This is a genomic window from Kosakonia oryzendophytica (assembly GCF_027886705.1).
In the GTDB taxonomy this organism is placed as follows: domain Bacteria; phylum Pseudomonadota; class Gammaproteobacteria; order Enterobacterales; family Enterobacteriaceae; genus Kosakonia; species Kosakonia oryzendophytica.
Genome location: NZ_CP115659.1, coordinates 2,909,859 through 2,935,004 on the forward strand (window position 1 = coordinate 2,909,859; position 25,146 = coordinate 2,935,004).

A 25,146-nucleotide genomic window follows, 5' to 3' on the forward strand; every position below is an offset into this window, starting at 1 on the left:
TCACTTCATCAGGTCTTTACGCGTTACAGCTCTTCGCATACGGCGCAGCCGAAGCGATACATCCAGTGGTGCGCAATATAGCACGAAGCGTCAAAAAGCTATGTAAAGAATAATGAATAAAATATGAAGTTTTACGCTGGATTACTGCCTCAGGGTATGCTTAAACAACCGCCGTGGTCAGACGTGATGAGCAGCATAAGCGCGACTGCTCATCAAAGATATCGATCTGCCAGACCTGGTGTCGTTTGCCGGTATGCAGCGCGCGGCAAACCCCACGCACGCGCCCGCTTCGCACTGAACGCAGATGGTTAGCGTTGACTTCCACGCCAACCACGTTCTGCTCACCTTCCGTGCATAAATACCCCGCCACGGAGCCTAACGTTTCCGCCAGCACCACCGATGCGCCACCGTGCAGCAAGCCAAATGGCTGATGAGTTCGGTTATCTACCGGCATTGAGGCTTCAAGCGCATCCTCGCCGATGCGCTCAAAACGGATATCCAGTAAACCGACCATATTGCCATCGCCCATAGCATTCAGCGCTTCCAGCGTTACTGCGCGTTTCCAGATCATCCCACTATCTCCAATAAAGCCTGCAACGGATGGCGCACGCCATTCCCTTCAACACGTTTCACCTGGCTTCGGCAAGAGTACCCTGTCGCCAGGCAGCGATTACGCGGCAAACGCTGCATCGCCTGGTGCCAGGAGAGCTCGTAAATACCGAGTGAATTTGCATGGTTTTTCACTTCATGGCCGTAGGTCCCGGCCATACCGCAGCAACCAACGCTGACATTTTCCAGCTTCGCGCCAAAACGCGCAAAAATCGACGCCCACTGGCCCGGCGCGGTGGGCAGTGCCGTGACTTCGGTGCAGTGACCGAACAGATACCAGGGTTCGCCGCTGATAGCCGGTGCATCTTCGCTGTCAGGCACCGTCGCTAACCATTCATGCACCAGTTGCACATGGAAATCCCCGCGTTTATCCCCCAGCGCCAGTTTGTACTCATCGCGGTAACAGAGCACCAACGCCGGATCAACGCCTACCATTGGCATCTCCAGCTGCGCCACGCGATTAAGGAAATCTGCCGTCTTCTGCGCGGTTTTCGCAAAGCGGTTCAGGAAGCCTTTAATATGCTGCGCTTTACCATTAGGCGAGAAGGGTAAGACCACCGGCTGGAAACCGAGTTTCTCTACCAGACGAACAAAATCAGTCACCACTTGCGCATCGTAATAGCTGGTAAACGGATCCTGCACCACCAGCACGGTTTTCGCTTTTTGTGCCGCATCCAGTTGTTCAAGCTGTTCCAGCGTCATATTGGCCGTACGGTGCCCAACCATTTGCCGTTGCAGCGACGGCACCGACAATAACGGTAAATCCACCATGCCAATATGTTTTGCTGACAGCGAGCGCACCCAGGGCTGACTCATAAAAAAGTTAAACGTCTTAGGCGCGCGCGCCATCAGCGGCGCATAGCTTTCAACGGTCGCCACCAGATGATCGCGCACGGGTCGCAGATAGCGGCTGTGGTAAATCTGCAAGAAGCGCGAGCGGAACTCCGGCACATCGATTTTAATCGGGCACTGCGTGGAACAGGCTTTACAGGCCAGACAACCCGACATGGCCTCTTTCACCTCGTGGGAGAAATCATACTCACCGCGGCGTGCATGCCAGCTATTACGGGTACGCTCAATCAGCGTGCGCAGGCTGGCGCGTTTTTCGGGCAGTTCTTTTTCCAGCTTAACGGGATCGATACCCCGATCCGCCAGCAAACGTAGCCACTCGCGCACCAGCGTCGCCCGGCCTTTTGGCGAATGGATGCGGTTGGCAGAAATTTTCATCGACGGGCACATCGGGCTTTTTACATCGAAGTTAAAACACAAGCCGTTACCGTTACACTCCATTGCACCGCGCCAGGAGGCGCGAACAGCAATCGGGATCTGCCGATCGAGCGTGCCGCGTTTGACATCATCCACCTGCTTCATCGGCGCATCGACGCCTTCCGGCGGGCAAATCTTACCAGGATTCAAACGGTTCTGCGGGTCAAATACGGCTTTCACTTTCCGCAGTTCGCCGTAAAGTTGTTCACCGAAGAACGCCGGGCTGTATTCGGCGCGGAAACCTTTCCCATGTTCGCCCCACAGCAGACCACCATATTTTGCCGTTAGCGCAACCACTTCATCGGAAAGGGTCTTCATTAATATTTCTTGTTGCGGATCGCACATATCCAGCGCCGGACGAACATGCAACACCCCGGCGTCGACATGGCCGAACATACCGTAACTCAGACCATGGCTGTCCAGCAGCGCTCTGAATTCCACAATGTAATCCGCCAGATGCTCCGGCGGCACACAGGTATCTTCGGCAAAAGGAATTGGCTTAGCGGCTCCTTTCGCGTTCCCTAACAGACCAACGGCTTTTTTACGCATCGCGTAGACGCGTTCAATCCCCGCCAGATCGTCGCAGACCTGCCAGCCAATCACCCCACCCTCGCCATTTGCCATCAGCACATCGAGGCGCTCGCAAAGGGACTGCACCTGGCTGTCAATAAGCGCCTGATCATCACCGGCAAATTCAACAATATTCAGGCCAAGCAGGGTCTTATCCGGCACATCGGTGATCAATTCGCTTACTGAATGCCAGACGATATCCTCTCGCGCCAGATTAAGGACCTTGGAATCAACGGTTTCTACCGACAACGCCCGGGCTTCCACCATAAACGGCGCATTACGCAGCGCGGAATCAAAAGAGTCGTACTTGACGTTAACCAGGCGGCGTACTTTCGGCAGCGGGGTGATGTCGAGCCGTGCTTCGGTAATAAACGCCAGCGTCCCTTCTGAACCGGTAAGAATGCGCGTGAGGTCAAACTCGGTCATCTCATCGTTAAAGACGTGGCGCAGATCGTACCCCGTCAGGAAGCGGTTCAGTTTTGGGAATTTATCAAGAATTAATTGCCGGTTATCACGGCAACGCTCCAGTACGGTTTTATAGATACGCCCAATGGCGGTATTGGCCGCGCCCAGCGTTTCAGCCAACGCCACAGGCATGGCTTGCGTATCCAGAATATCCCCGCCCAGCAGCACGGCGCGAACCCCCAGAACGTGATCGGAGGTTTTTCCGTATACCAACGACCCCTGGCCGGAGGCGTCGGTATTGATCATCCCTCCCAGCGTCGCACGATTACTGGTCGACAGTTCCGGCGCAAAAAAGTAGCCGTAAGGTTTAAGGTATTGATTGAGTTGATCTTTGATCACTCCCGCTTCGACACGCACCCACCCCTCTTCCGGGTTGATCTCCATAATGCGGTTCATATAGCGGGACATATCGACGATGATACCCTGGTTTAACGCCTGACCATTGGTGCCGGTACCGCCGCCGCGCGGGGTAAACACCAGCGACTGGAAACGCGCTTCGGATGCGAGGCGGGTAATAAGCGCAACGTCTGACGTAGAACGGGGGAAAACAACGGCATCCGGTAATAGCTGGTAAATACTGTTGTCTGTCGCCATGGTCAGCCTGTCGGCATAACTTGTGGCGGTATCACCGGTAAAACCTTGTTGCTCCAAAGCCTGCAAAAAATTCAGCACCAGCTGAACGACGCCGGGTGCCTGGGAAATCTGTGGGATCATTATGCTTGACCCTGCCTGACGGTGAGTGTTGTAAAAGGTTAATCGTTTGCTTTCAGCATTCATCGTTGTATCACATTTTTTTCTTATGCGCCCATGAGAATTACAGGCAGAATCAGACTGTCCAAAATCGCTGAAATCATTAATCATTATCTCTGTTGATTTCCTGATACACCGAATTTTCGGCCATTCAATAAAGGTGAGTTATACATATGGTTGATTTACGTCAGTCCAGGGATGTACCGCAAATCATGCTGTCGGTACTGTTTTTAGCCATCATGATTATCGCCTGTCTGTGGGTCGTACAGCCCTTCATTCTTGGGTTCGCCTGGGCGGGCACGGTAGTGATTGCCACCTGGCCGCTGCTGTTGCGCCTGCAACGTCTGCTGTTTGGTCGCCGCTCGTTGGCGGTGCTGGTGATGATGCTGCTGCTTATCCTGCTGTTTATTATCCCTGTAGCACTGCTGGTTAACAGCCTGGTTGACTCCAGCGGTCCGGTGATCCACGCGGTGACAAGCGGCGCGATGGCACCGCCGGAACTGGCCTGGCTGCACAGCATTCCGCTCGTTGGCGACAAGCTTTACGCCGGCTGGCACAACCTGCTGGATATGGGCGGCAGCGGCATTATGGCGAAACTGCGCCCTTATGTTGGCGCCACAACCACATGGTTTGTCGGCCAGGCTGCGCATATTGGTCGCTTTATGCTGCACTGCGCGCTGATGCTGCTATTCAGCGCCCTGCTCTACTGGCGTGGCGAACAGGTGGCGCAGGGGATCCGTCACTTCGCCGTGCGGCTGGCGTCCAAACGCGGCGATGCCGCAGTAGTGCTGGCCGGGCAAGCGATCCGCGCCGTAGCGCTTGGTGTGGTGGTTACCGCACTGGTGCAGGCCGTGCTGGGCGGGATTGGCCTGGCCATCTCCGGCGTGCCGTACGCCACACTGCTTACCGTGGTGATGTTGATGACCTGTCTGGTGCAACTTGGGCCGCTGCTGGTGCTAATCCCGGCGATTATCTGGCTCTACTGGAGCGGTGATTCCACCTGGGGCACCGTACTGCTGGTGTGGAGCTGCGTGGTGGCAATGCTGGATAACGTTATCCGTCCGGTGTTAATCCGTATGGGCGCCGATCTGCCGCTGATCCTTATCCTCTCCGGGGTGATTGGCGGCCTGGTCGCGTTTGGCATGATTGGTTTGTTCATTGGTCCTGTCTTATTGGCCGTTTCCTGGCGTCTCTTTTCTGCCTGGGTTAACGAGGTTCCACAGCCGGAGGCAACGGACAACACGCTGAATGATGTACAAAATTTAGACAGCAAATCCTGAATGCAAACAAGGCGGGTGCAAGCCCGCCTTAAATGATTATTAAGCAGCACTTATCATTTATCTGCCTTATTTCTGAGCACACCCCTTCAGACCCCGTAAAATGCGCCATTCTGCGCATATATTCTTTACGTACGTTTAACTAATGAGACGAATCTGATCGACTCAAAAATCCCGCATGCCTACTATTAGGCTCAAGGTTATAGATCAACATCTTGATTTATAAGCATGGAAATCCCCTGAGTGAAACAACGAATTGCTGTGTGTAGTCTTTGCCCATCTCCCACGATGGGCTTTTTTTTATCCTCAGTTTGCCGGGCCGCCACCGTGCAGTGACAGCCCGAACAATTCACGCGGGTTATTGGCTGTCGTTCACTTCGCAGTGACTTAGCATTTTCCACTGTAGCGGCAACACCCGGGTTTCCCCCGTCACGCTGACGGTTACCCGACCGCGAATGTCTGCTGAAGATGCGCCAACCTGCAGTTCAAACTCACCCGCCTCTACAATGCGTTTCCCATCACGACGGGTGAAATTCAGCATATCCACCGGCAAAGTAAAGGTCAGCGTCGCCGATTCTCCGGGTGATAACGCAACCCGCTGAAAGGCTTTCAGCTCCTTCACGGGCCGAACCATCGAGGCGACGTTATCGCGCACATAGATCTGAACCACCTCGTTGCCGCTGCGCTCGCCCACGTTTTTCACCCTCACCTGCAAGCGGATATCGCCTTCAATCGGGACTTCCGGGGTGAGTAAGACAGGCTGACCATATTCAAACTGCGTCCAGCTTTGTCCATACCCAAACGGATAACGGGAACCAAAATGGAATGCATAGGGCGTTCCCCCGCTTTTTAGCTTGTGGTTGTAGTAATACGGCATTGCGCCTGCGCTTTTCGGCACACTCACCACCAGACGCCCCTGTGGCTCGGCACGCCCGGTCAGCACATCAGCAATGGCGTGGCCGCCTTCCTGTCCCGGCGCCCAGGCCATCATCCATGCCGCTACGCGCGTCTCCAGCCCTTGCAGGTTGTACGGACGACCGCCGGTCATCACGACCACCACCGGTTTACCTGTTGCCACCAGCGCCTCCAGCAGTTGTTGCTGTACGCCAGGCAACGTCAGGCTGTCAGTGTCGGAACCTTCCCCCACTGTTCCGCTCTGGAACAACCCGGCCAGATCGCCCACGCAGGCGATAACCACATCGCTCTCCTGCGCCACGCGCACCGCTTCCGGAATCAGTCTTTGGTCCATCGACACCGGTGATTGTTGCATCGGCTTACCTGAGGCATCACCCGGAAATACCGGCGCACCCGCCATGCGTTTTTCGATAATGTGGCAACCTTTAGCATAGCGAACGTTCTCTTCTCCCAATTGCTTGCGCAGTGCCGCCAGCGGCGTTGTCACCTGCGTGGTCTCTTCCAGCATATCGCTGATGATCAAATGAACCGGGAAGCTATAGCCGCTGAGTAACGCCAGCGGATCGTCTGCCGTGGGGCCAACCACCGCTACGCGTGGCGTACCGCTGAGCGGTAGAATGCCATTGTTTTCCAGTAGCGTGAGCGAGCGTGTCGCCACATCCCGCGCCACCTGACGTGTATCATCGGATTGCAAGCGGATGCCTTGTTCATCGGTATACGGATGTTCAAACAGACCGAGGCGGAACTTCACTGTCAACACACGAGCGACGATCTCATCCACTTTCGCCATTGATATCAGTCCACGTTCAACCGCCTGTGCCAGATGGCGTGCGCAATCATCTTTCGGCAGTTCCACATCCAGACCCGCATTGAAAGATAATGCCGCTGATTCGGCTGCATCGTGAGAGATCCCATGATGCTGATGCAACAGACTGACGCCGCCATAATCGGCGACAATGATGCCGTCAAATCCCCACTGCTCCCGCAGCAATGTGGTCAGCAAGAAATGATCACTGTGACCCGGCTGATTATCGATATCGTGATAGGCAGGCATCAGCGAACCGGCTTTCGCCATTTTTACCGCCATCTCGAAAGGCAGCAGAAATGTGTCGTTCAGTTCGCAAAAGCCCAGATGCACCGGCGCATGGTTGCGCGCGCCTTCGCTGAAAGAGTGGCCCACATAGTGTTTAAGCGTGGCCAGCATATCGCCCTTCTCACCCTGTAACCCTTCAACGTAGGCGCAGGCCATTACTCCAACCAGCCAGGGATCCTCACCGAATGTCTCTTCGGTGCGCCCCCAGCGCACATCCCTGGACACATCCAGCACCGGGGCCAACCCCTGTTTACAGCCTGTGGAGCGCGCCTCCTGCCCAATGTGCCAGGCAGCGCGTTTGATCAATTGGGGATCCCAGGTCGAACCGTAATTCAGCGACGACGGGAACAGCGTAGCGTCTTTGCATAACAATCCCACCAGACACTCTTCATGGAACAGAGCGGGAATACCCAGCCTCGTCTCCTCCACCAACGTTTTTTGCAGGCGGTTGGCCGCACGCACGCCGCGTTTTGCATCCACAATGTGTGTGCCCAGCGGGCGCGTAATCTGCCCGACCCCCAGCTTTAGTCGCTGCGCCAGCGCCGCCTGAGCACTTACGCCTGCGAACTCATCACTGAGATCGGTACGTTCACGGTGCTCACCATGTTCATCGAGCACCAGCCATAAGGCGTGCATTTGTGCGAATTTTTCCTCTGGCGTCATACGCGCCAGTAAATCTGTCACACGTTCTGAAACAGGTCGGTTTGCATCTTTATACAGTGCGGTCATCGGCTGACTCCTGTGTTACTGAAATCCGGTGAGGCCTGCGGCTCCGTCGCGCTTTTGCTGATATCGCGTTTACGCATCAATTGCTGAGCAATAGTGTCAGCAAGCTGGCTGTTGAGTTTGTAACGGGTCAGCAGCAGCACCATACAAATAAACAGCAGGCAAGGAATGAGGGTGAAGAGCGCATTGATGGTGGTGAGCACCGTAGGGCTTTGCAGCGCCTGATTGGGCGCATAATCCACGGCACCCAGTACCCATCCCACCACCGCGCCACCGAGAGCGAGGCCAAATTTGATCGCGAACAACGCAGTAGAGAACACCAACCCATCCAGACGTCGCCCGCTGCGATGCTCTTCATAATCCACCACATCGGAAAACATGGTCCACTGCAGTGGCGTCGTCAGGTTTTGAATAAAACTGAACACAATGTTCAGGCCAAAGATCAGCCATACCTGAGAAGGCGGGATAATAAAGATCAGTGCGGCAAAAACCACGAAGGTAATAATCGTCCATTGATAGGCGCGGACACGGTCGAATTTACCCAGCAAACGGGCAGACAACAGTGCACCGGCGAGAGCGGCAAGCATACCGGAAACAATAAAGGTGAAGACCATCTCCGGTCGCTGTAATACATACTTGACGTAATACATGGTGGCCGAACCACGCGTCACCACGGCGGTTAACAATAAAATATTGAACAGAAACACAATGCGCCACTGACTGTTCGCCGCCAGCAGTTTCAGATCACTCAATAGCGAACCGCTAGTGTCGTTGCGCGGCGTAAACCGCTCGCGGGTCATGAAAAAACAGCCGAAGAACAACACAATCCCGAGCAGGCCCATCATGCTCATGGCGTAAAAATAGCCCTTTTGATCATTACCACCGCCAAGATGCGACACCAGCGGTAAGGCAATCACCGTGACAACCAACCCGCCAATAAAAGACAGGCCAAATCGCCAGGACTGCAACGAATGACGTTCATGAGGATCCATTGTCAGCGCGCCGGGCATTGCGCAGTACGGAACATTAATCGCGGAGTAGATAAAGCTCAGGATCGCATAGGTGACGCAGGCATAAATGATTTTTGCCGTCGCGCCGACGTCCGGTACATAGAAAGTAATGAGGCAGCTCACACCAAACGGAATGGCGAACCACAGCAGCCACGGACGGAAGCGGCCATGCCGGGTTTGCGTGCGATCCACCAGCGCGCCAATACAGGGATCGACAAAAGCATCGATCACGCGCACCACCAAAAACATGGTGCCCATGATCGCGGCGGGTAAACCAAAGACATCGGTATAGAAATACGCAAGAAACAGTGTTGCGGTTTGCCAGACAAGGGCGCTTGCCATATCACCCAGGCCGTAACCTATTTTGTCTGTAGTACGAAGGACAGAGGGAATTGTCATTTTTATCAGCCTTGTGAGGTTAAAAATTTTTCAACCTGGCGCGAAATTCGCATCGCGCCGCTCACTACCGGCTAAAGTATTGGAAGAAGAAAACCGGCTCACAATTGCAATAATTGCCAGGCTTTTTACGATTTTTAGTTATTGTGATCGAAGACGACTTCGCGTTTGAAATAAAAAAATCCCCGACGTTATGTCGGTATCCGCATACCAACACACGAAATAAAACCGTTAATAATCATCAAATTATAAATTTAACTGATTATTTAACCAGTATTTTTTAGTGCATTTTTTCTCAAACCAGGCTAATTTTGGCGTCCCAGTCCCCCACACAGCACCCCACAGGACACCAGTAAGGAACGACATATGGCTTTTTACACGGTAGAGAAAAGAATCAAGTCAGACGGCACCCTGCGCTACCGGTGCACCGTTGGGGTGAAAAAAGCGGGGAAATATATTTATCGTGAAAACAGAACATTTGGAAAATTGTCTCTCGCAAAAGCCTGGGGAATGAGTAGGGTCACGCATATTGAAAGCAACGGGCTCCCTTCCGATGACCGGTCATCAGAGTTAACTCTGGGAGAGCTTATTCAAAAATACACAAGCCACCCGAATATAAAGTACGGCCGTTCAAAAGCGGACGTACTAAAACTGATATCCAGATCCCATATAGCGAGCACGCCTGTTTCTGATTTGTCACCAGCAGCCCTCATAGAGCACTGCGAACAGCGCCGTGCCAGTGGTGCAGGTGCTGCAACGGTAGCACAGGATCTGGCTTATATTGGTTCTGTCCTTAAAGCGGCTAAACCGATTTTTAATATTGATGCAGACCTGCAGGCATATAGCCTGGCCCGGTTAAACCTTACGCAAATGAAAGTCATAGGGCCAACACAGAAGAGAAGCCGGCGCCCCACGCGCGAGGAATCGGAACAGATTATTGCTGGCTTAAGAAACAGAGAAATGACCTCCTATAAAAAAGTCCCTTTCTCTGACATTTTTTTATTTTCCATACTCACCTGCATGCGTATTGGGGAGGTTTGCAGAATTCAATGGGAAGATGTCGATATGGAGCAAAAGGCTGTTTTGGTCAGAGACAGAAAGGATCCGAGAAAGAAAGCCGGAAACCATATGCTGGTACCATTACTTGGAGAATCCTGGAAGATATTGCAGAGGCAACCCAAAATCTCAGAGAGAGTATTCCCCTTTAACAGCAGAAGTGTTACACAAACATACCGCCAGGTACGAGATAATCTGGGCATAGAAGATTTACGCTATCACGATTTACGCCGAGAGGGTGCCAGCAGGCTATTCGAATCAGGTTTTACCATCGAAGAAGTAGCTCAGGTCACCGGACACAAATCACTGAATGTCCTCTGGCAAGTTTATACCGAACTATTCCCTAAATCGCTGCATGTGAGACTGGAGCAACTGAAAAAAGAAAGGCAATCGCAGGATTAAACCCATATTGAACATCAGTGAATTAACGCAGGAAACAACGAAGCGCCTCGGTGCCTGGGATGAAGGTAATGAAATGATATGTATTAGCTCAGACTTGAGCTGACAGTTTACCTCGACAGAACACGAACAAATCTGAGAGCCTGCTTTGAGCTGCTAGGTCACCGGGCCGACGCATCGCAATTAAACGTAAACCCTCATATTTAGAGAAAGCTTGCAAAAATATCTCGGTTGCCATGCATTGCATAATCAGAAAAAGATGGATTAACTAGTTGAATATCTGCGAACAGAGTATTTCCTTAATATTTCACTAAATAACCATCGCGTTAATTTTTTCAGATATATTACGCAAAATCGTCCAACTCCCTTCATGATAATACACCATATTATTTCACACTCATGTTACAATATTATAAAGAGTGACGATTTTTCTATTTTTGTATGATATATCATATTTAGTACTTTCTGTTTTGATCGCAATAAATCGTTTTGGTGACGCTTGTAATCAAGCACCGATCACAAACTCCTATTTATATTTATTATTTGCAATAAAGTTTCCTATAAACTTGTCGATAGATCTTGCAAGTAAATTTCAAGTATTTTGACGAGGTTTTTACCTATGACAATCCTTAAAAAACTTGTACTGCTTTTTATTTTCACTCTAGCAGTAATTATTATGCTTGGGGGGTTAAGCCTGTATGCACTGAAGGAAGGGCAGAGCAGATTTGAGTATGTTACTTCGAACAGTTTAGGGAGCATAAACATACTCAGCGAAGTGCTTCAGCACCGTGAGGAAGCGAGACGACAAATACTGATGTCTTTGCTGGTAAACCAGCGGGATGTTTTTGATATGCACATGAAGGTAGCAATGGGCGAACTGGAAAAAGCGCATAACCTTCTTACTACCTATGAAAATACAATGATATCTGATGAAAATGACGCTAATCTAATCAGGAAAACGCTTCAAGCATTCGATAGTTATCACTTAAAAGTTAACGACCTGGCTAAAGCATATCAGGTCGAGGGGGTTGAAGCAGCAAGGCAGATGGTTTCAGATAAGGGCCCTACTGCTCTGGCATCAGTAACGTTAAGCGAATGTATTAAACAAATGCTAGATTATAATTATAAAATTGCAAATAATTATTCTCAGATAAGTCATACTCAATACATTAAAACATTGTGGATCTTTATTATCACTATCTCTGTGGCAGTAATTATCGTTGGTTTTTTTACATATGCCGTACTCAATTATCTGAAGAAGGGTCTGCACACACTGCAGGACAGTATGAAGAATATTGGGGAAACACTGGATTTGACTTTGCGTGTTAACTTTGAAAAGAATGACGAACTGGGTGCCACGGCAAAAAGTTTCAACGGCCTTATTACAAAAATTAATGCCGTGTTAACCAGTGTAAAAGAAGCAACGAAAGAAGTTGACTCAGCATCCAATGAGATCGCAACCAGTAATGATGACCTTTCATCACGAACAGAAGCCCAGGCTTCATCGCTCGAACAAACTGCGGCAAGTATGAATGAATTATCCGTAACGGTTAAACACAACATGGATAATGCAAAAGAAGCAAACAATTATATTCAACACGTACAGTCTATAGTAAATGAAAGCAATAACGATTTAAGTTTACTAAAAGCCTCAATTGATGATATTTCCGCGTCTTCCAATAAAATTTCAGAAATTACGTCGATAATAGACGGGATAGCGTTTCAGACAAATATCCTTGCCCTGAATGCTGCTGTCGAAGCAGCTCGAGCCGGAGAGCAGGGTAAAGGATTTGCTGTTGTTGCAGGGGAAGTACGCTCGCTGTCTCAGCGTTCGTCTGTGGCCGCACGCGATATCAGGAATCTGATTGATGAAGCTATTAAAAATGTGAGTAAAGGCGTTGATTACGCAGGAAATGTTACAATCAAAATGAATGAAGCTCTGGGAATTGTAGATAACACGACACAGCTGATTAACCAGGTGAACCATTCCTCCACTGAGCAGAGTTACGGGATTGAACAGGTCAATATTGCTGTAAGTCAGATGGAAGGAAATTTACAGCAAAACGCAGCCATGGTAGAGGAAATGGCCGCAGCCGCAAACTCACTGAGTCAGCAGGCCAGTAAACTTTCCAGTGAAATTAGTGCATTTCAATTGTAAAACAATAATCTGGTGTGCTGAATGGGTACATTACTACTCACACATGAGATTACGTTATCCATTTTATAAAAGATTACCGTCTGAAGTTGCGCCTTCAGACGGTTTTGAATCATAAATTTTAAAATGGTTAAGCAATTTCCCCCTTTGGTACTCAACTACATTTCAGATCAGGTTTAGCTCTGAGCTATGACAATGCCAGATCAAATCTTGAACTAATGCAAATGATAGTGAGGAGCTCCCGCAACAACAGACAGTCTTTTCTACGATCTAAGGGTAATAGCGACGAGCTTTAGCAGAAAACTGATTTTCAAAATCGCGATCGCATGCTATTTGGTGAAAATGTGCATGACATGAACAAACTACAAACCAAAATCTCACCCGTTAACTCCTATATACTGTTATTGGGAGAGTGGCTACCTCCATGCAGGCCCCCCAAAATTAGATCTGTGCGTTAAGGACCATATTAGCGTTCGTGAAAATATATTCGTAATACTTGCCGTTCTGCTTGCTGTGCCAGCGCCAACGGATGCCGATCTGCCTGCCGTAAAAGGCTGAATAGTCATACCACCCGTATTTGATGTACATATCTGTGCCGCCGCTACCAGATGATAACTGGTTTATCCAGTCGCGCGGCGGCGGGCAGTGATTGAACGGGTTAACCGCAGCGGTCACCCCATTCATGCGGGTGTTTGTCAAAACACCATTTTTAAACTCAGCCTTAGTCCACATCTCATCAGCACTGCCCGTAGTCCAGACGCTATACGGCAATTCGTCCTGCGTATCGATGGTGACGATATCCAGACTCGACCAGTTCACATCCGTATTATCGGAAGTGAGGCTTTCTTTCAGGGGAATAAACAGCCTGTTTATTTTCCAGGCGTTCTGCGCTGCGCTTTCTGAGGTTCGTGAAAGGGTCAGCGTCGGAATGGTAGCACCAGCGATGTCATAATCAGCCGTCGGATCCGCATAAGCGATATCAGGGAATACTTTCTTAAACATCCCCCCGTCGTTCACCCAGGCTGCAACCACGGATTTAAACTCGCCGCCCTCATTAATATTCAAGTCGGTAACAGGGGCGAAATGCCCCCCTGCAGTTTTGCGGGAAATAGGCATGAATCAGCTCACCTCAACCTGGTACCAGATATGGCCGGCGGCATATCCGCTCGCGTCAGCGGGTGCAGCATCGGTCGATATGGTGTAACTCACCCCGATATTTTGCCGTGCCGTTGCTGCACTGGTCACGTCCGAGAGGTTATTTCCCACCTCAAGGTAATCCCCCGAGCCATTTAATGACCAGCCACTAAACACCGGCGTGGCCGCCATCACATCCTCGCAGTAACGGTGATAAACATCCGCGGTGTTGTACGGGTAGTAAATCTGCCGGATACCAGTCTCTGTGGTGCGGATAACGTCCAGCATGCCAGCCAGCAGGACTGGATAATGCCGTACCGTAGTGGCATTGCCTGTCAGCGACTGGAACTTGCGCCCCGGAGAAACCACGGTGTTCAAATCCACCGGGCCGAGTGACTGCGCGTCCTGGGGAACAGCACCAGTGTCTGCCGCCGCCAGGGCATCTTTTGTTGCCAGCGCCCCCAGTCCCAGATTTTTGCGCGCATCCTCCTGCGCCTCCCCGCCGCTGGCCGCAATTTCGGACAGGTTGTTGGCAATCAGCAGACGGGTTTCCTGGATAACCTCTTCCGTTGCTGTGATCGTGATCGAGTCGGTGACACCTGAACTGGCCCCGGTCAGTGACAGTGTGGCCGTGCCTGCACCGCTGACCGTCAGCGAACCATCAGCGGATAATGTCGCCACAGACGCATCCGTGGACGCGGAGTTAACCGTCTCTGTGTAATTCGCCGGAGAGTAGTTGATGGTCAAGGTATAGCTGTTACCGGCCAACAGGCCTGTCGGTACTGCACCGATGTCGATCGAGATCAGGTAAATCTGTTGTGTGACTGCGGCTGTTGCCGTCAGGCCGGTGGAGATACTGGCAATGAGGGTCTGGATACCAGATTTGCCCGCAGTCGCGGTGTAAAGCCCGCTGCTGCTGATGCTGCCCAGTGATGGATCGGAAACGGACCATGACACCGGATAATCCGCAGCCAGCACCGATGGCAAAACCGTGCCGGTAAACTGCCGAGTGGTTCCCGAATTCATTGTCACTGTAGCCGGACTGATGACAATAGCCGACGGTGTTTCAGCACCAGCTTCAGATTCGGCCTTATCCGTCTTGATGATATACATCGCAGCAACGTTTTTCGGGCGAACTTCAGATGCCACGTTAACCGCCGGGGCCGGTGAAATTGCTCCCGTCCTTGCACTGTATTGCCGGATAGACTCTCCGCCAGGCGAGTTTCGTGTTGGCTGCGAGGGAATGTCATATCTGTAGTAACTCTCTATACCGGCGTAATGCGCATGATCAACAAGGGCATCGTCCTGCATACTTCCCAGGGCGCGAGCACTGTCGGGGTCAACAGAGGAACCATTCGCCCAGGCACGCACAAATCGCCCGCGCCAGTCTGGTAAGCGTCCGGATGGGTACAGTGCAGAAAGTTTCGGATTATCTCCGGTGTTGAACGTCTGGCCATTCAGCTCCAGCCAGCCATCGGGCGGCGTTATACCACCCCACAGGATAATCGCCCCGACCGGCAGAATGTATGGGGCCATTGCTGTAGTAATGGTTTGATGCAACTGGTCATCCAGATAGTCGGCCAGTTGTTTTACCCGACGCGGCGTCATTACCTGCGAACTGCCGTCACCAGCCAGGGCTTCCTGTTCTGTTGCCTCTCGCTGAATGTACAGTTGCCATTTCGTCGGGTCAGCTCCCGGCGTTGCGGTGTTGTTGCTGACGAGCGACAGATACAGATTGTTGTTATAATCCACCACCACGCCCGCATCGTAACCAAAAGCGACCCCGTTATTGTTTGCGGCAGTAATCCACTCGGGATAGCCGTTCGTCTGGTACTGACGAATCGCACCTGTAATAGCGTTCAGCACTGCATTCATGGCCTCGCGCTCGACAGGTTTTGCATTGGCATCCGCACCCGGGTCTTTTGCGTAGTCCGGCCCCCAGCCAGAGGGATAACTTACCGCACCGCTACCAGGCGCAACATCCGGGATGGTCTGTCGGTCACCGCCCGACGCGAACGGCACGCGGAAAAATTTCTGATCCATTGAGTGCTCCAGAAAATAAATCAGGCCGCGATATGCAGCCTGAAGATGTCTTGAAGGGTTGTTTTCGGGGTTTAACCCGGGATTTGATACGCGAGTTTGTAATCACCGGCAGTGAGGGTTTTGAAACTGACGCTGTCCGCATACCAGCGGATTTCCACTTCCGCGGGCGTCTGTAACTTCCAGGCGGAGACTTCGTTCACGCTGAGCACGTTGTCGGTGATTTCCGCTTTATCGGTTGCCACGTCAGCAATATGCAGCGCATAAGCGAAAGCCAGCCGATCAGGAACACCCGCAGGCCAGAGCAGGCTCCACTGGGCGGCGTTGAGGGCTGAAGCCGCAGCCACTGTCATTCCCTGAGTGATTAATTTTTCGGCCCCCGCCGTATCGGCAGTCAATCCCCCGATGCTGATCCATGCCGTTCCGTCAAAAACAACGTAGTCGGTTAAATCCCTGGTCACTGCCACCCTTGCTGCGCCAGCGCCGGACAGGTTGGCTGTAATGCTCGCGCTGTTGATCATGCTCCATGCTGACGCGCCCGTCAGTTCCAGTGGCAACGCAATCTGGTCGTCGGGGGTTAACACCCCGTTAATCTCCACACTTTCGCTGGTAATCAGTTTCCAGACGTCGCCCAGTTGTGCCTGCATAGCCTCCGTCAGGGTGGCGCTGGCCACGCCCTGGTTTGTGATGACCGTGCTGTCAATCGCACCTGCAATCTCTGACAACACACCGCTGACCACGGTGTAATATTTTCCGTCACTGCTGTTTAACAGAAACCGGGTGGAGGGATCGCCCAGCAATTCGAATTCACCCAGAGTCACAGCCCCCGCCTGAAATACAGCCGTAATATTTAACTGGTAGTAAAGCCAGGCCGCAGGGGTCGGAATGCTGACTGTCGTCTGCGCACCACCAACGTTACTGGTACTTGTCCCACTGGCCAGTAAAGTAAAGTTTGTGCCGTCATTACTTCCATACAGAGCAAATGTTCTGGGGTTATTCTGAAAGGTATCTGAAGCAGGCCGGTTTGTGATCCTGAAACGATTTACTTTTTTGGCTTCGGGTAACTGGATCCTGATCCATTGTGTCGGTCCGGTTAATGCGACCCATGAGGTGGACGGTACGCCGTCAAACACAGAATAAGCAAAAGATCCCGAACTATATACACTGCTCGCACTGGCAACATATCCAGCGGGTGCATTATTGGCTGTCATTTTGGGAACGATGCTGTTGTCCGCATTAGTGGACAACACGAAGGATTTTCCTTTTTTAAGCACCTCCGCACTGAACAGCCCCCCATCCTTGGCAGTGACGTAATTTAACTGTGTGGTCAGCCCCATTCTTGCGTTAAAGACGATATCCGCCGTGGTGTTAAAACTGGTCTCCCCTCCCGCGGGGAAATCGTCCTGAGTGTAAGCCTGATTTTGCTTACCCTGTTCAGACCTGAGGGCATACGCGCATAAATTAAAGCCGGACTGCGTGGCAAAGCTGAAGGAATGCACCTGGCCTGCCGTGGCGCCGGCGCGATCAACAACGATATAACCGCTACCTCCACCTCCGGAACCACCACCAGAGGCACCGACAATGATTTTCCCGCTGACCGGATTTTGTCCAAGCGTGACACCGGGACCGGCCTCCAGTGAGTTAACGATAAGCGCCTGAACCTGCGGCGTAAAATCAGCAATGTCGTCGACAACGTGCGTGTGCTGCGTTGCGGCAGCCCCCATCTGCGCGGGGGTCGGCGTAAGATTACCGGAGCCGAGCAGCGACAGACCAAACAGCGAGCGGATGTTGTTCCCTGACACCAGAGCATCCTGTTTTGCACCCCACGTCGATTTCTCTGCCAGGGTGACAAATTTACGGTTGGCCGTCTCGTTAATCTGGTCTGCGCTGTAATCCCCCACCAGTGCCGTCACGGCCCCGGTACGCCCGAATACAGACGACACGCCGGAAACCGTTGCTGACTGCCCCTTAACCCAGTTTGCCGCCACCGTCGGATCAGCACCGCCATTGAGGTAAAACAACGTGTCGATGTCAGCCTGTGCGCAGATAGTGAGGTTTGCCGAAGCCCCCAGCGCCATACGTGCGGCCTGGTCAGCAACAACGACATAACGCGATGCGATGGTGGACAGTAATGAGGCCGGGATTTTTCCGGATGCGTCCAGTTGCAGCCAGCCGTTGCCGGTGTTCGCGAGCGACACCTGAACATAGCGCACATCACCGCGCGCCTCACTGAAATACTGCAGGTGCGGATCAGCATCGTTAACGTGTGCCGTCAGCAGGCTGTCCGCCGTTCCCGCCGGGTCCGCGCCGACATCGGTCACGGTCAGAGTGACGGTACCGGATTTACCGTTGACGGAACGCACCTGCGCCGTCAGCAGGTTATCAACGCGCTGTTTCAGCCACTTTGTGCGGTTCGCCAGCCGTTGCGCCTGCTCGTTGTCCGGGCCGATATCCACGCCATCGTATCCGCGCGCGGGCGTATCCAGCTCCAGCAGCGGTATATCGGCGGTGAATTCATTCAGTTCGGTGATATTCGGCATGTTAACCTCTGTGAGTGTGCAGGCCGTTATGTGTCACGGACCCATTGTGAAAAATGTTCGTTGTTACCTCTGCACTCTCAACGTCCTCCCATTCGCAGAGTGGCGTCCAGACCTGGGCGCGGGCGATGACACTGAACGGTTCAGCGACCGGCGGCGTGACGGTAAACCGCCCTTCTGTATCAGTGATCGCGCTCTGATTTGTGCTGGCACCGGATGCGGTATAAATCAGCGTCACATCGATATCTGAAACGCTGACACCCGGATTTGCCGTCAGCGTGCCGGATACCACATCGCCGGACCAGGTAAGCACCAGTTGCAGATTGGCATAAAATTTAACGCCATCACCATGCCAGAACGGCGCGCGGAAATTGTTGTAGTGCTGGCCGAAGCCGAAAGGCCTGTAAGTCAGGGTACGGGCCGGTTTCATCCCGACGCCCTGCGGGCGGGGTATCAGATCGTAATCGGCGACGAGTTTTTGAGAACCGACATCCAGATATTCGAAAAATACCGGACGCATGGTCATGTCCTGGCCGTCCAGTATTCGCGCCGCCGTATTCAGGATGTAATCAGAAGCGCGCTTGATGTCATCAATCGTCGCGATACTGTTGTTTTTAAATATTTTTGCTTTGATCATCCGGCGGAAAAGGTCATCACTCACCGCTGAAGGTACGCATACCGGGTAAAATGTCCCGACCGGCCTTTTGGTATATCCCGCAATGCGGCCACAAATATCGAGTTGCTCACCTTCAGCGCTGTCGATATCCAGCATGACCTGTATTTTTGCCAGTTGATCCTCAATACTGGCCTGCGCGATATCCGGCAGCGCCAGCAGCAGCGCAATCAGTTTCGGCGCGTTTTTGTACTGCCAGTAAGCCCGCGTCAGCGCCTTATTACGGTGTTGCATAAGACACCTCAATCGCGTCCATCGAGAACACGGCTAACTGGTTAAAGGCGATCGGAATAATGCTGTGAGTTACGTCGCCAGCGCTGCTCCCGACGGTGATCGCTGCAACGTAATCATCACTGCCAACAATTTTATTTACTGGCGTGTACAGGCGGCCCGCACCGATGGTTTCGCCGATACGAAACCCCTGTTTTGCGAATCCGTTCGTTTCAGGAAAGCCCTGCAGCGAGTAATCGATGATCGCTTGTTTGATTTCATCATCATTAGCACCGGACAACGAATCAGACACGATTTCCACACGGATATGAGCGGATATATATTCCGGCCTGAAGAACGTCGCATTGAAGGGGTTTCCGCCAGGCGTTGTTGTATCGATGCTAATCTGATTCGGAATCCCCGTGTTATAACGATTCAGCCCGCAACCAGGGCTTTTCCTTACCGCCAGCGTGGACACAATCTCATCCACGGCGCCACCATCAATGAAAATCGCCATCGAATGGCCCAGTACGCCGTTTTCATCCGGTGCATCATCGACGTTTTCATAAATTCGCACCTTTTTTACGCCATCAAGATTGACCAGCGCGGCGTAAATGTTGTCAATCTGGTTATTACCGGGTAGCGCCACTGACTCATTGCGCCGGATCCGAAACGCGTCATTCGTTTCCTCGTCTGCGCCCAGCGATGCGGAATCAGGATTGGTGACAGATGTGATACTGCCAACCGGCGTGGCAATGATCGACAGATTGTCGCTATTGGCCCCCTCCGCACCGGCAGTGGTACACGTCACACTTACCGTCGCAATGCCAGCGTTACTGGTCACGACCGTCGTATCGGTAGCCCACAGCGTCCCCGTTATACGGTTACGTACCAGCGTGCTGGCAGGGATCTCCACAAGCGGCGTACCAGTGAACACCACCGTAGCCGTGGAGAACGTGGCGTCCTGTCGCGTAATACCCGCGAATGCCGCAATGCGATCGAGTTGCTGACCAACCGCTGAATTCGGGTCCGCAGAGTGATAAGCGTTAATAACAGCTTCATCAAGGTTTGCCAGTGTTTCGCACCATGCCGCAATAATCAGCCCGTCAGGTGATTCCGGGTTAATATTCCAGCCATCATCAATATCCAGATAGCGCTGACGCATTACGGTGAGATACGCATTCAGCGTCTGACCCACCGCGCCATCTTTGGTGATCTCCGCCATCAGATGATCTCCTCTTTGAAGAACAATTCGAATTGCTCGTTATTGACGTCCACCAGTGATGCGAAAACGGTTATTTTTCTGCTCTTCTGATCGATATCGAATTCAAACCTGGAGATACCAACGACACCTGGCGCGGTCAGGATACGTTGTTTGATACTGGCGGCAGCGATATCTGCCTGGGTTTTGCCGAGGATGTTCTGAAACCACGGGGTCCCCTCTGTTGAATCAAGAAAATACTCACCGAGGAACAGGCGCAGCCGCCGGATAATGCCCTGCCGCGTTGACTCTTTCCCGGTCGCGAAATGGTCGCCATGTGTGACAATATCGCCATCCACAAAATTTCGGATCACGGATCAGACTCCATAAAAAAACCCCGGCAAATGCCAGGGCGTGAAGTTGTAATGAGATGGGTTCACTGTGGGCCATTGGTGTTACTTCCGCCTTTCTCAACACCACTATGAATGTGGTCGCTTCCGATGTTGATACCGTTGTGCGTCAGCCCACTCGCGGTGAGTTCCAGCGTTTGCCCGGCGCACGTCAGCGCAATGCCGCCGTCGGTCAGATGGAAGCGCACCGAACCGTCGCGATTGCTCATGCCTATCCCGCTGGACGGCAATCCGGGAATGGCCGTTTTTGCTGAGCGGTAGCCAGGAGAGAAAAACGCGTCACTGGCACTGAACATCTCCGGCCCGACAGGTTGTACAGGTCCGCCCATATCCAGCCACGCATCAACCGACCGCTGGCTGAAATGGATATATCCTTCTGTGCCAGCGGGCAGTTCATGGAAAACAGCCCACTCAGGTGATCCTGAGAATCGGACTGGTACGTTAACCAGCAGCGGCAGGGTTTCGAGCGTTCCATCGGGCATCTGACGCTGAATGCCACACTCAACCTGCGCACGTTGCGTGTCAGCATTAAAGGCAATGACATGACCGGGCATACCGATCATAAGGTCGCTGATAATACTCATCCCGGCAGACTGGACAGCGCTGAATAATGGATTGGTATTTTTCACTGGGCGGTGCTCCATAGGCATCGTAATGTCGTTCGCCAGTCATCACCCAAGAGAGCCCCCTGATGCGTGGTGGACAGTACGCGAAACGATCCCGTGCGGCGCTGAATATTCGCCATGTCATTCAGACCAGTGTTGTACATGCCGCTGTAGTTGATGGTCCAGAAATCAGAACGGATTTTGATCAGGTCACCGGGCTGGATGATGTGATTCATCCGAACATCCACCTCCAGTTCTTTTTGATACCAGCGCGGCGCACCCTCCATGCCGTTATCAACATTGATTTCATACGTCGTCGGACGCGTTGCTCCATCGCGGATGATCACCGTCCGGTTTTCAGACAATAACCAGTCATAGCGCCACGCCGATTTCATTCTGTCGAGGAACGCGCGGCTGGAGGTGTAGGCCATAGTGTAACCGTGGTTGAAAACCGGCAAATCGGAAAAATCACCTATCGTCTGCACCGGCTTCCCGAATGAACGCGCCACATCCTGAAGGATCTCTATTGCGCGAGCTTTCTCCCCCCAGGTTTTACCTGTGGACGCTTCAGTCCACATCACTGACCAGCAGTTGAGCCGTAAATAAACGCTGACGCCGTCCCGCCCTACTTCGACGCTGTTTATTTGCCCGGTATAAATTTCACCTGAAGATTCATCGTACCCGGCAGACAGGCGCACAGTTCCATAACGGAGGCGTTTTTTATCCCAGCGCTGTATAAGCTGCCGGTATTCGCTGGAGACGCCATAAATCATAATCATGGCTGTCGCCACACTATCCTGTGGCATGTTGGTGATGAGAAACCTGATCTGCGTGGGCGGGTCGCAAATCAACTTCTTTCCTTCCGCTGACGTAATTTCCAGATGGAATGTTCGTCCGAATAATTTAGTCATTGGGATACCAGTTCAGATTATTTGTTACGCCCAGATTGGCGAACGTTGGCGTTTCGCCCTCCAGTACGATCTTGCCGATATTGCTGTTCAGTCCAGCCAGCAGGTTCACTCCGACGTGCAGACCCCGCCCCAGTGCGATCGGCTCATTGTTGGCATTCCGGATATCCACAACGAAATAACCGTACCGCGTCAGCCAGCGGATATTGAACTGAAGCAACGTATCGTTGAGCGTTGAGGTAAAAGAAAAATCAGCCAGACTCGCCGTCAGGGGGATGGTTTTCATTGCGGTGTCACCTCGCCCAAATGCACGTTCGCCTGCCCTTGCGTGGCCGCTGTGTCACCTGCGGGTAGCCTGCTGTTTATCGTCGCCGGGCTGTCGTTACGGTTTTTTATCAACAGCGCGCGCATTTCGACGACGATTTCCTGCCCGCCCTCGTTTTCCTTGCTTTTCTGCACGCGGGTGTTGGTGATGATCATGTCATCGTAGGATGAACTGACACCGACAATCGTTAATATGCTGTTGTAACGCTGTAAGCGTCGAAGATTAACCAATGCCTCTTCTGAACGTTGGCGTCCGGAAGCAGCAAAAGCCAGCCCTGCGGAGGCGGCGATGCCGGCTATTGCTGCTGCTCCGCTACCGAGTAGCGAGCCGACGGCCCCAGTAGCTACACCGGTACCAATTCCGGCAAGGCTGGACAAATCACCCGCCTGTGCCATCAATGCCTTAATCGGGTTGTCGGAGATCGCTACCGTCATCGTGACTGTCATCGGACGCGTTACGGCGTTGTCATTTGCCGTCTGGCCATTTTCCAGCGGATACTCACTAACATCAGTCCGCAATTCGCTGCCTTCCTCCAGTATTGCGTCAAAAAAAATCCCGCCTATTTCCGGGCGGGACTTAGTGAACACTCCGACGATTGACATGGTCACCCTCTGTTTTTATTGAATGAACGCTCCAGCGTGTTCGCAGCCTCAACAACCACTTCTTCTGCTACGTGTCTCACCTGTTTTTCATCCAGCCCAAGACCGGAAATATTGAACTCGTTTCGCTGGGTAACCTGCGTCGGCTGTGACGACTCAGAACGACTGACCGACGGGTTATAGGGTGCCTGGCTGCGGCGCTGGACATAATCCGGCATGTAGTAGTTTTCCATTTCCTCGAGGCTGCGTTTGGGCTGTGCATAGGGCGATGACGGCAGCGACGCCCAGACACCACCGAGATGGTTTGTTGCCGTCATAAAATCACCACTGAGGACATTATCCAGTTGCCCCGCACGCTGAATAAGCCACAGAGCCGCCATATCCTGGCTACGTGGTGAAAAGTCGGTAAGACCAAGCGCCTGAGCAGCTTCATCCCATGATGTTTGCGTGAACTGATAACGCCCGGCAGCCGATGTCTGATTCATTGTTCCGTCTGTCTGCCGAAATGGTTTCAATACCCTGGGATGGTCAGACAGATCGCCGAACTGTTCACCTCCAAACATCGTGTTATAACCGCCTCCGGGAAGAACTGCGGTGCCTTCAGCGTACGAAATGGCATCCAGATAGGTACGGGCGTTTGGGTTATCGAGTGCGGCATGAAGATCACCGCCTTTTTTTTGTTTCAGAAATGCCTCATAAGGAGTAACACCACCTCCATCAGAACGTCCCCGATTAAGTGCGGGGTTACTCATGGATCGGGCATCTTTCTCATCTACAAAAGCGTTTCCGGGGGTGAGCGCAGCAGCAGCGCCAACCGTAAATGGATTGAGAAGAAATCTGGATAACCACCCGGCCCCTGAGCCGGAAGATGAGCCACCACCAAAACCAAGCAGGCGGCCACCGATTTTCAAAGCACCAGCGGCACCCGCAACACCACCCGCAGTAATAAGGGCCTGTGAAACACCGGGGTTTTCTTTAATAAAACTATTGATGACATCAAGAACTGAATTAACGATCGGCAACAATTTACTGCCCATTGAGTAAGCGAGCACCTCAAAATTGCGGCTTAAATCCGCCATTTCGTCGTTAAATATTTGAGAGTTTTTTAATAACTGAGCATCAATTTTATACGGGTTTGCATCTGATTTTGCTTGCGACTCACTGAGGAATTTCGGCCCCATTTCCAGCAGACGCGTAATCGGTGAGTCACGCCCCAGCCCTACACCTTCTTGCAAGAATGCGCGTTGATCGCGATTCATCTTCTGATAAGCATCTGACAGATACTGTAACCCCTGATCCGGAGCCATATTCGCGAATTCGCCAGGGTTAAACGCGCCGTTCCAGTACGCCTTATCATTCAGTTCCCCGTACCGGGCTTTGCGCTGTAAATCGGGGATCGCTTTAGCGATATCGTGCGCAGCATCAGGAGAAAGGTTAAGCCGTCGCATAGCCATCTCCAGCCCCTGAATCTGGCGGATCGTAAAACCGGTATTATTGCTGAGGCGCTGCATTTCCAGTGCTGAAGTAGCAACACCACTGGTGAGGGATTTTAAACCCATCCCTACACCAGCAATGGCGGCAAGCTGAAGCATTCCATCAGTGACGCTTTTTATAGCGGTGGCGCCTTTCTCGAATGATTTTGCATCGGTTTCAAGGCCAAGGGACACCAGTAAGGAATCAATGGTTTCTGAACTTTCCGCCATTTACTTTTCTCCGGGCATAAAAAAAACCCGCCGGAGCGAGCCTTTGGGTTTATCAGAACTACCTTGCCAGCGCGAATCACCAGCTTATTTTATTTTTCTCTTGCTCTCTCAAAC

Annotated in this window: 18 protein-coding genes and 1 other RNA gene; 4 read left to right on the top strand and 15 right to left on the bottom strand. The window is 52.2% G+C overall.

What is annotated here, in order from left to right; translation table 11 throughout:
- Positions 1-160 precede the first annotated feature (160 nt).
- A complete protein-coding gene (gene menI, locus O9K67_RS14025) occupies positions 161-571 on the bottom strand; it encodes a 1,4-dihydroxy-2-naphthoyl-CoA hydrolase (RefSeq protein ID WP_061495231.1) in 411 nt (136 codons plus the stop codon).
- On the bottom strand, positions 568-3,624 hold the full coding sequence (gene ydiJ, locus O9K67_RS14030) for a D-2-hydroxyglutarate dehydrogenase YdiJ (RefSeq protein ID WP_061495229.1): 3,057 nt from the start codon (positions 3,622-3,624) through the stop codon (positions 568-570). The genes menI and ydiJ overlap by 4 nt, the downstream gene beginning before the upstream one ends.
- A 209-nt stretch (positions 3,625-3,833) precedes the next feature.
- On the opposite strand from ydiJ, the gene ydiK reads away from it, so the two are divergent.
- Complete coding sequence (gene ydiK / locus O9K67_RS14035; protein ID WP_061495228.1) at positions 3,834-4,940, top strand: AI-2E family transporter YdiK; 1,107 nt, start codon at positions 3,834-3,836, stop codon at positions 4,938-4,940.
- Positions 4,941-5,133: 193 nt separating this feature from the next.
- Positions 5,134-5,241: antisense sRNA RprA (rprA, locus tag O9K67_RS14040), an RNA gene on the top strand.
- Between the two features lie 54 nt (positions 5,242-5,295).
- On the opposite strand, the gene O9K67_RS14045 is transcribed toward rprA, so the two are convergent.
- Both O9K67_RS14045 and O9K67_RS14050 read right to left on the bottom strand, forming a co-directional pair.
- Complete coding sequence (locus O9K67_RS14045; RefSeq protein ID WP_061495225.1) at positions 5,296-7,674, bottom strand: glycoside hydrolase family 3 N-terminal domain-containing protein; 2,379 nt, start codon at positions 7,672-7,674, stop codon at positions 5,296-5,298.
- Positions 7,671-9,080, bottom strand: a complete 1,410-nt coding sequence (locus O9K67_RS14050) for an MFS transporter (protein WP_061495223.1) — start codon at positions 9,078-9,080, stop codon at positions 7,671-7,673. Before O9K67_RS14050 ends, O9K67_RS14045 begins: the two co-directional genes overlap by 4 nt.
- A gap of 363 nt (positions 9,081-9,443) precedes the next feature.
- On the opposite strand from O9K67_RS14050, the gene O9K67_RS14055 reads away from it, so the two are divergent.
- Both O9K67_RS14055 and O9K67_RS14060 read left to right on the top strand, forming a co-directional pair.
- Positions 9,444-10,535, top strand: coding sequence for a tyrosine-type recombinase/integrase (locus O9K67_RS14055; RefSeq protein WP_061495222.1), 1,092 nt, complete (start codon positions 9,444-9,446; stop codon positions 10,533-10,535).
- 616 nt (positions 10,536-11,151) lie between these two features.
- Entirely contained in the window at positions 11,152-12,690 is a 1,539-nt protein-coding gene (locus O9K67_RS14060; protein WP_061495219.1) for a methyl-accepting chemotaxis protein, read from the top strand.
- A gap of 438 nt (positions 12,691-13,128) precedes the next feature.
- Here O9K67_RS14060 and O9K67_RS14065 read toward each other — a convergent pair whose 3' ends face one another.
- The 11 genes from O9K67_RS14065 to O9K67_RS14115 form a co-directional block, all read right to left on the bottom strand.
- A complete protein-coding gene (locus O9K67_RS14065) occupies positions 13,129-13,803 on the bottom strand; it encodes a hypothetical protein (protein WP_061495217.1) in 675 nt (224 codons plus the stop codon).
- 3 nt (positions 13,804-13,806) lie between these two features.
- On the bottom strand, positions 13,807-15,864 hold the full coding sequence (locus tag O9K67_RS14070; RefSeq protein WP_061495215.1) for a tail fiber protein: 2,058 nt from the start codon (positions 15,862-15,864) through the stop codon (positions 13,807-13,809).
- 71 nt (positions 15,865-15,935) lie between these two features.
- On the bottom strand, positions 15,936-18,401 hold the full coding sequence (locus tag O9K67_RS14075) for a discoidin domain-containing protein (RefSeq protein ID WP_061495213.1): 2,466 nt from the start codon (positions 18,399-18,401) through the stop codon (positions 15,936-15,938).
- A 1-nt stretch (position 18,402) separates the two neighbouring features.
- Positions 18,403-19,305, bottom strand: a complete 903-nt coding sequence (locus O9K67_RS14080; RefSeq protein ID WP_061495211.1) for a DUF2612 domain-containing protein — start codon at positions 19,303-19,305, stop codon at positions 18,403-18,405.
- Positions 19,292-20,506, bottom strand: coding sequence for a baseplate J/gp47 family protein (locus O9K67_RS14085; protein WP_061495209.1), 1,215 nt, complete (start codon positions 20,504-20,506; stop codon positions 19,292-19,294). Before O9K67_RS14085 ends, O9K67_RS14080 begins: the two co-directional genes overlap by 14 nt.
- Entirely contained in the window at positions 20,506-20,856 is a 351-nt protein-coding gene (locus tag O9K67_RS14090; RefSeq protein WP_061495207.1) for a hypothetical protein, read from the bottom strand. Before O9K67_RS14090 ends, O9K67_RS14085 begins: the two co-directional genes overlap by 1 nt.
- Before the next feature lie 62 nt (positions 20,857-20,918).
- On the bottom strand, positions 20,919-21,521 hold the full coding sequence (locus O9K67_RS14095; protein ID WP_082794164.1) for a Gp138 family membrane-puncturing spike protein: 603 nt from the start codon (positions 21,519-21,521) through the stop codon (positions 20,919-20,921).
- Positions 21,518-22,408, bottom strand: a complete 891-nt coding sequence (locus tag O9K67_RS14100; RefSeq protein WP_061495204.1) for a phage protein — start codon at positions 22,406-22,408, stop codon at positions 21,518-21,520. The genes O9K67_RS14095 and O9K67_RS14100 overlap by 4 nt, the downstream gene beginning before the upstream one ends.
- Entirely contained in the window at positions 22,401-22,691 is a 291-nt protein-coding gene (locus O9K67_RS14105; protein ID WP_061495202.1) for a phage baseplate plug family protein, read from the bottom strand. Before O9K67_RS14105 ends, O9K67_RS14100 begins: the two co-directional genes overlap by 8 nt.
- Entirely contained in the window at positions 22,688-23,332 is a 645-nt protein-coding gene (locus O9K67_RS14110) for a phage baseplate protein (protein ID WP_061495200.1), read from the bottom strand. Before O9K67_RS14110 ends, O9K67_RS14105 begins: the two co-directional genes overlap by 4 nt.
- 2 nt (positions 23,333-23,334) lie before the next feature.
- On the bottom strand, positions 23,335-25,032 hold the full coding sequence (locus O9K67_RS14115) for a glycoside hydrolase family 24 protein (RefSeq protein WP_061495198.1): 1,698 nt from the start codon (positions 25,030-25,032) through the stop codon (positions 23,335-23,337).
- Positions 25,033-25,146: the final 114 nt, after the last annotated feature.

Coding starts and splice junctions, on each gene's coding strand:
- menI (WP_061495231.1), bottom strand. CDS start 571: ATGATCTGGAAACGCGCAGTAACGCTGGAAGCGCTGAATGCTATGGGC.
- O9K67_RS14070 (WP_061495215.1), bottom strand. CDS start 15,864: ATGGATCAGAAATTTTTCCGCGTGCCGTTCGCGTCGGGCGGTGACCGA.
- O9K67_RS14050 (WP_061495223.1), bottom strand. CDS start 9,080: ATGACAATTCCCTCTGTCCTTCGTACTACAGACAAAATAGGTTACGGC.
- O9K67_RS14100 (WP_061495204.1), bottom strand. CDS start 22,408: ATGACTAAATTATTCGGACGAACATTCCATCTGGAAATTACGTCAGCG.
- ydiK (WP_061495228.1), top strand. CDS start 3,834: ATGGTTGATTTACGTCAGTCCAGGGATGTACCGCAAATCATGCTGTCG.
- O9K67_RS14065 (WP_061495217.1), bottom strand. CDS start 13,803: ATGCCTATTTCCCGCAAAACTGCAGGGGGGCATTTCGCCCCTGTTACC.
- O9K67_RS14105 (WP_061495202.1), bottom strand. CDS start 22,691: ATGAAAACCATCCCCCTGACGGCGAGTCTGGCTGATTTTTCTTTTACC.
- O9K67_RS14060 (WP_061495219.1), top strand. CDS start 11,152: ATGACAATCCTTAAAAAACTTGTACTGCTTTTTATTTTCACTCTAGCA.
- O9K67_RS14045 (WP_061495225.1), bottom strand. CDS start 7,674: ATGACCGCACTGTATAAAGATGCAAACCGACCTGTTTCAGAACGTGTG.
- O9K67_RS14075 (WP_061495213.1), bottom strand. CDS start 18,401: ATGCCGAATATCACCGAACTGAATGAATTCACCGCCGATATACCGCTG.
- O9K67_RS14085 (WP_061495209.1), bottom strand. CDS start 20,506: ATGGCGGAGATCACCAAAGATGGCGCGGTGGGTCAGACGCTGAATGCG.
- O9K67_RS14110 (WP_061495200.1), bottom strand. CDS start 23,332: ATGTCAATCGTCGGAGTGTTCACTAAGTCCCGCCCGGAAATAGGCGGG.
- O9K67_RS14115 (WP_061495198.1), bottom strand. CDS start 25,032: ATGGCGGAAAGTTCAGAAACCATTGATTCCTTACTGGTGTCCCTTGGC.
- O9K67_RS14055 (WP_061495222.1), top strand. CDS start 9,444: ATGGCTTTTTACACGGTAGAGAAAAGAATCAAGTCAGACGGCACCCTG.
- O9K67_RS14080 (WP_061495211.1), bottom strand. CDS start 19,305: ATGCAACACCGTAATAAGGCGCTGACGCGGGCTTACTGGCAGTACAAA.
- ydiJ (WP_061495229.1), bottom strand. CDS start 3,624: ATGATCCCACAGATTTCCCAGGCACCCGGCGTCGTTCAGCTGGTGCTG.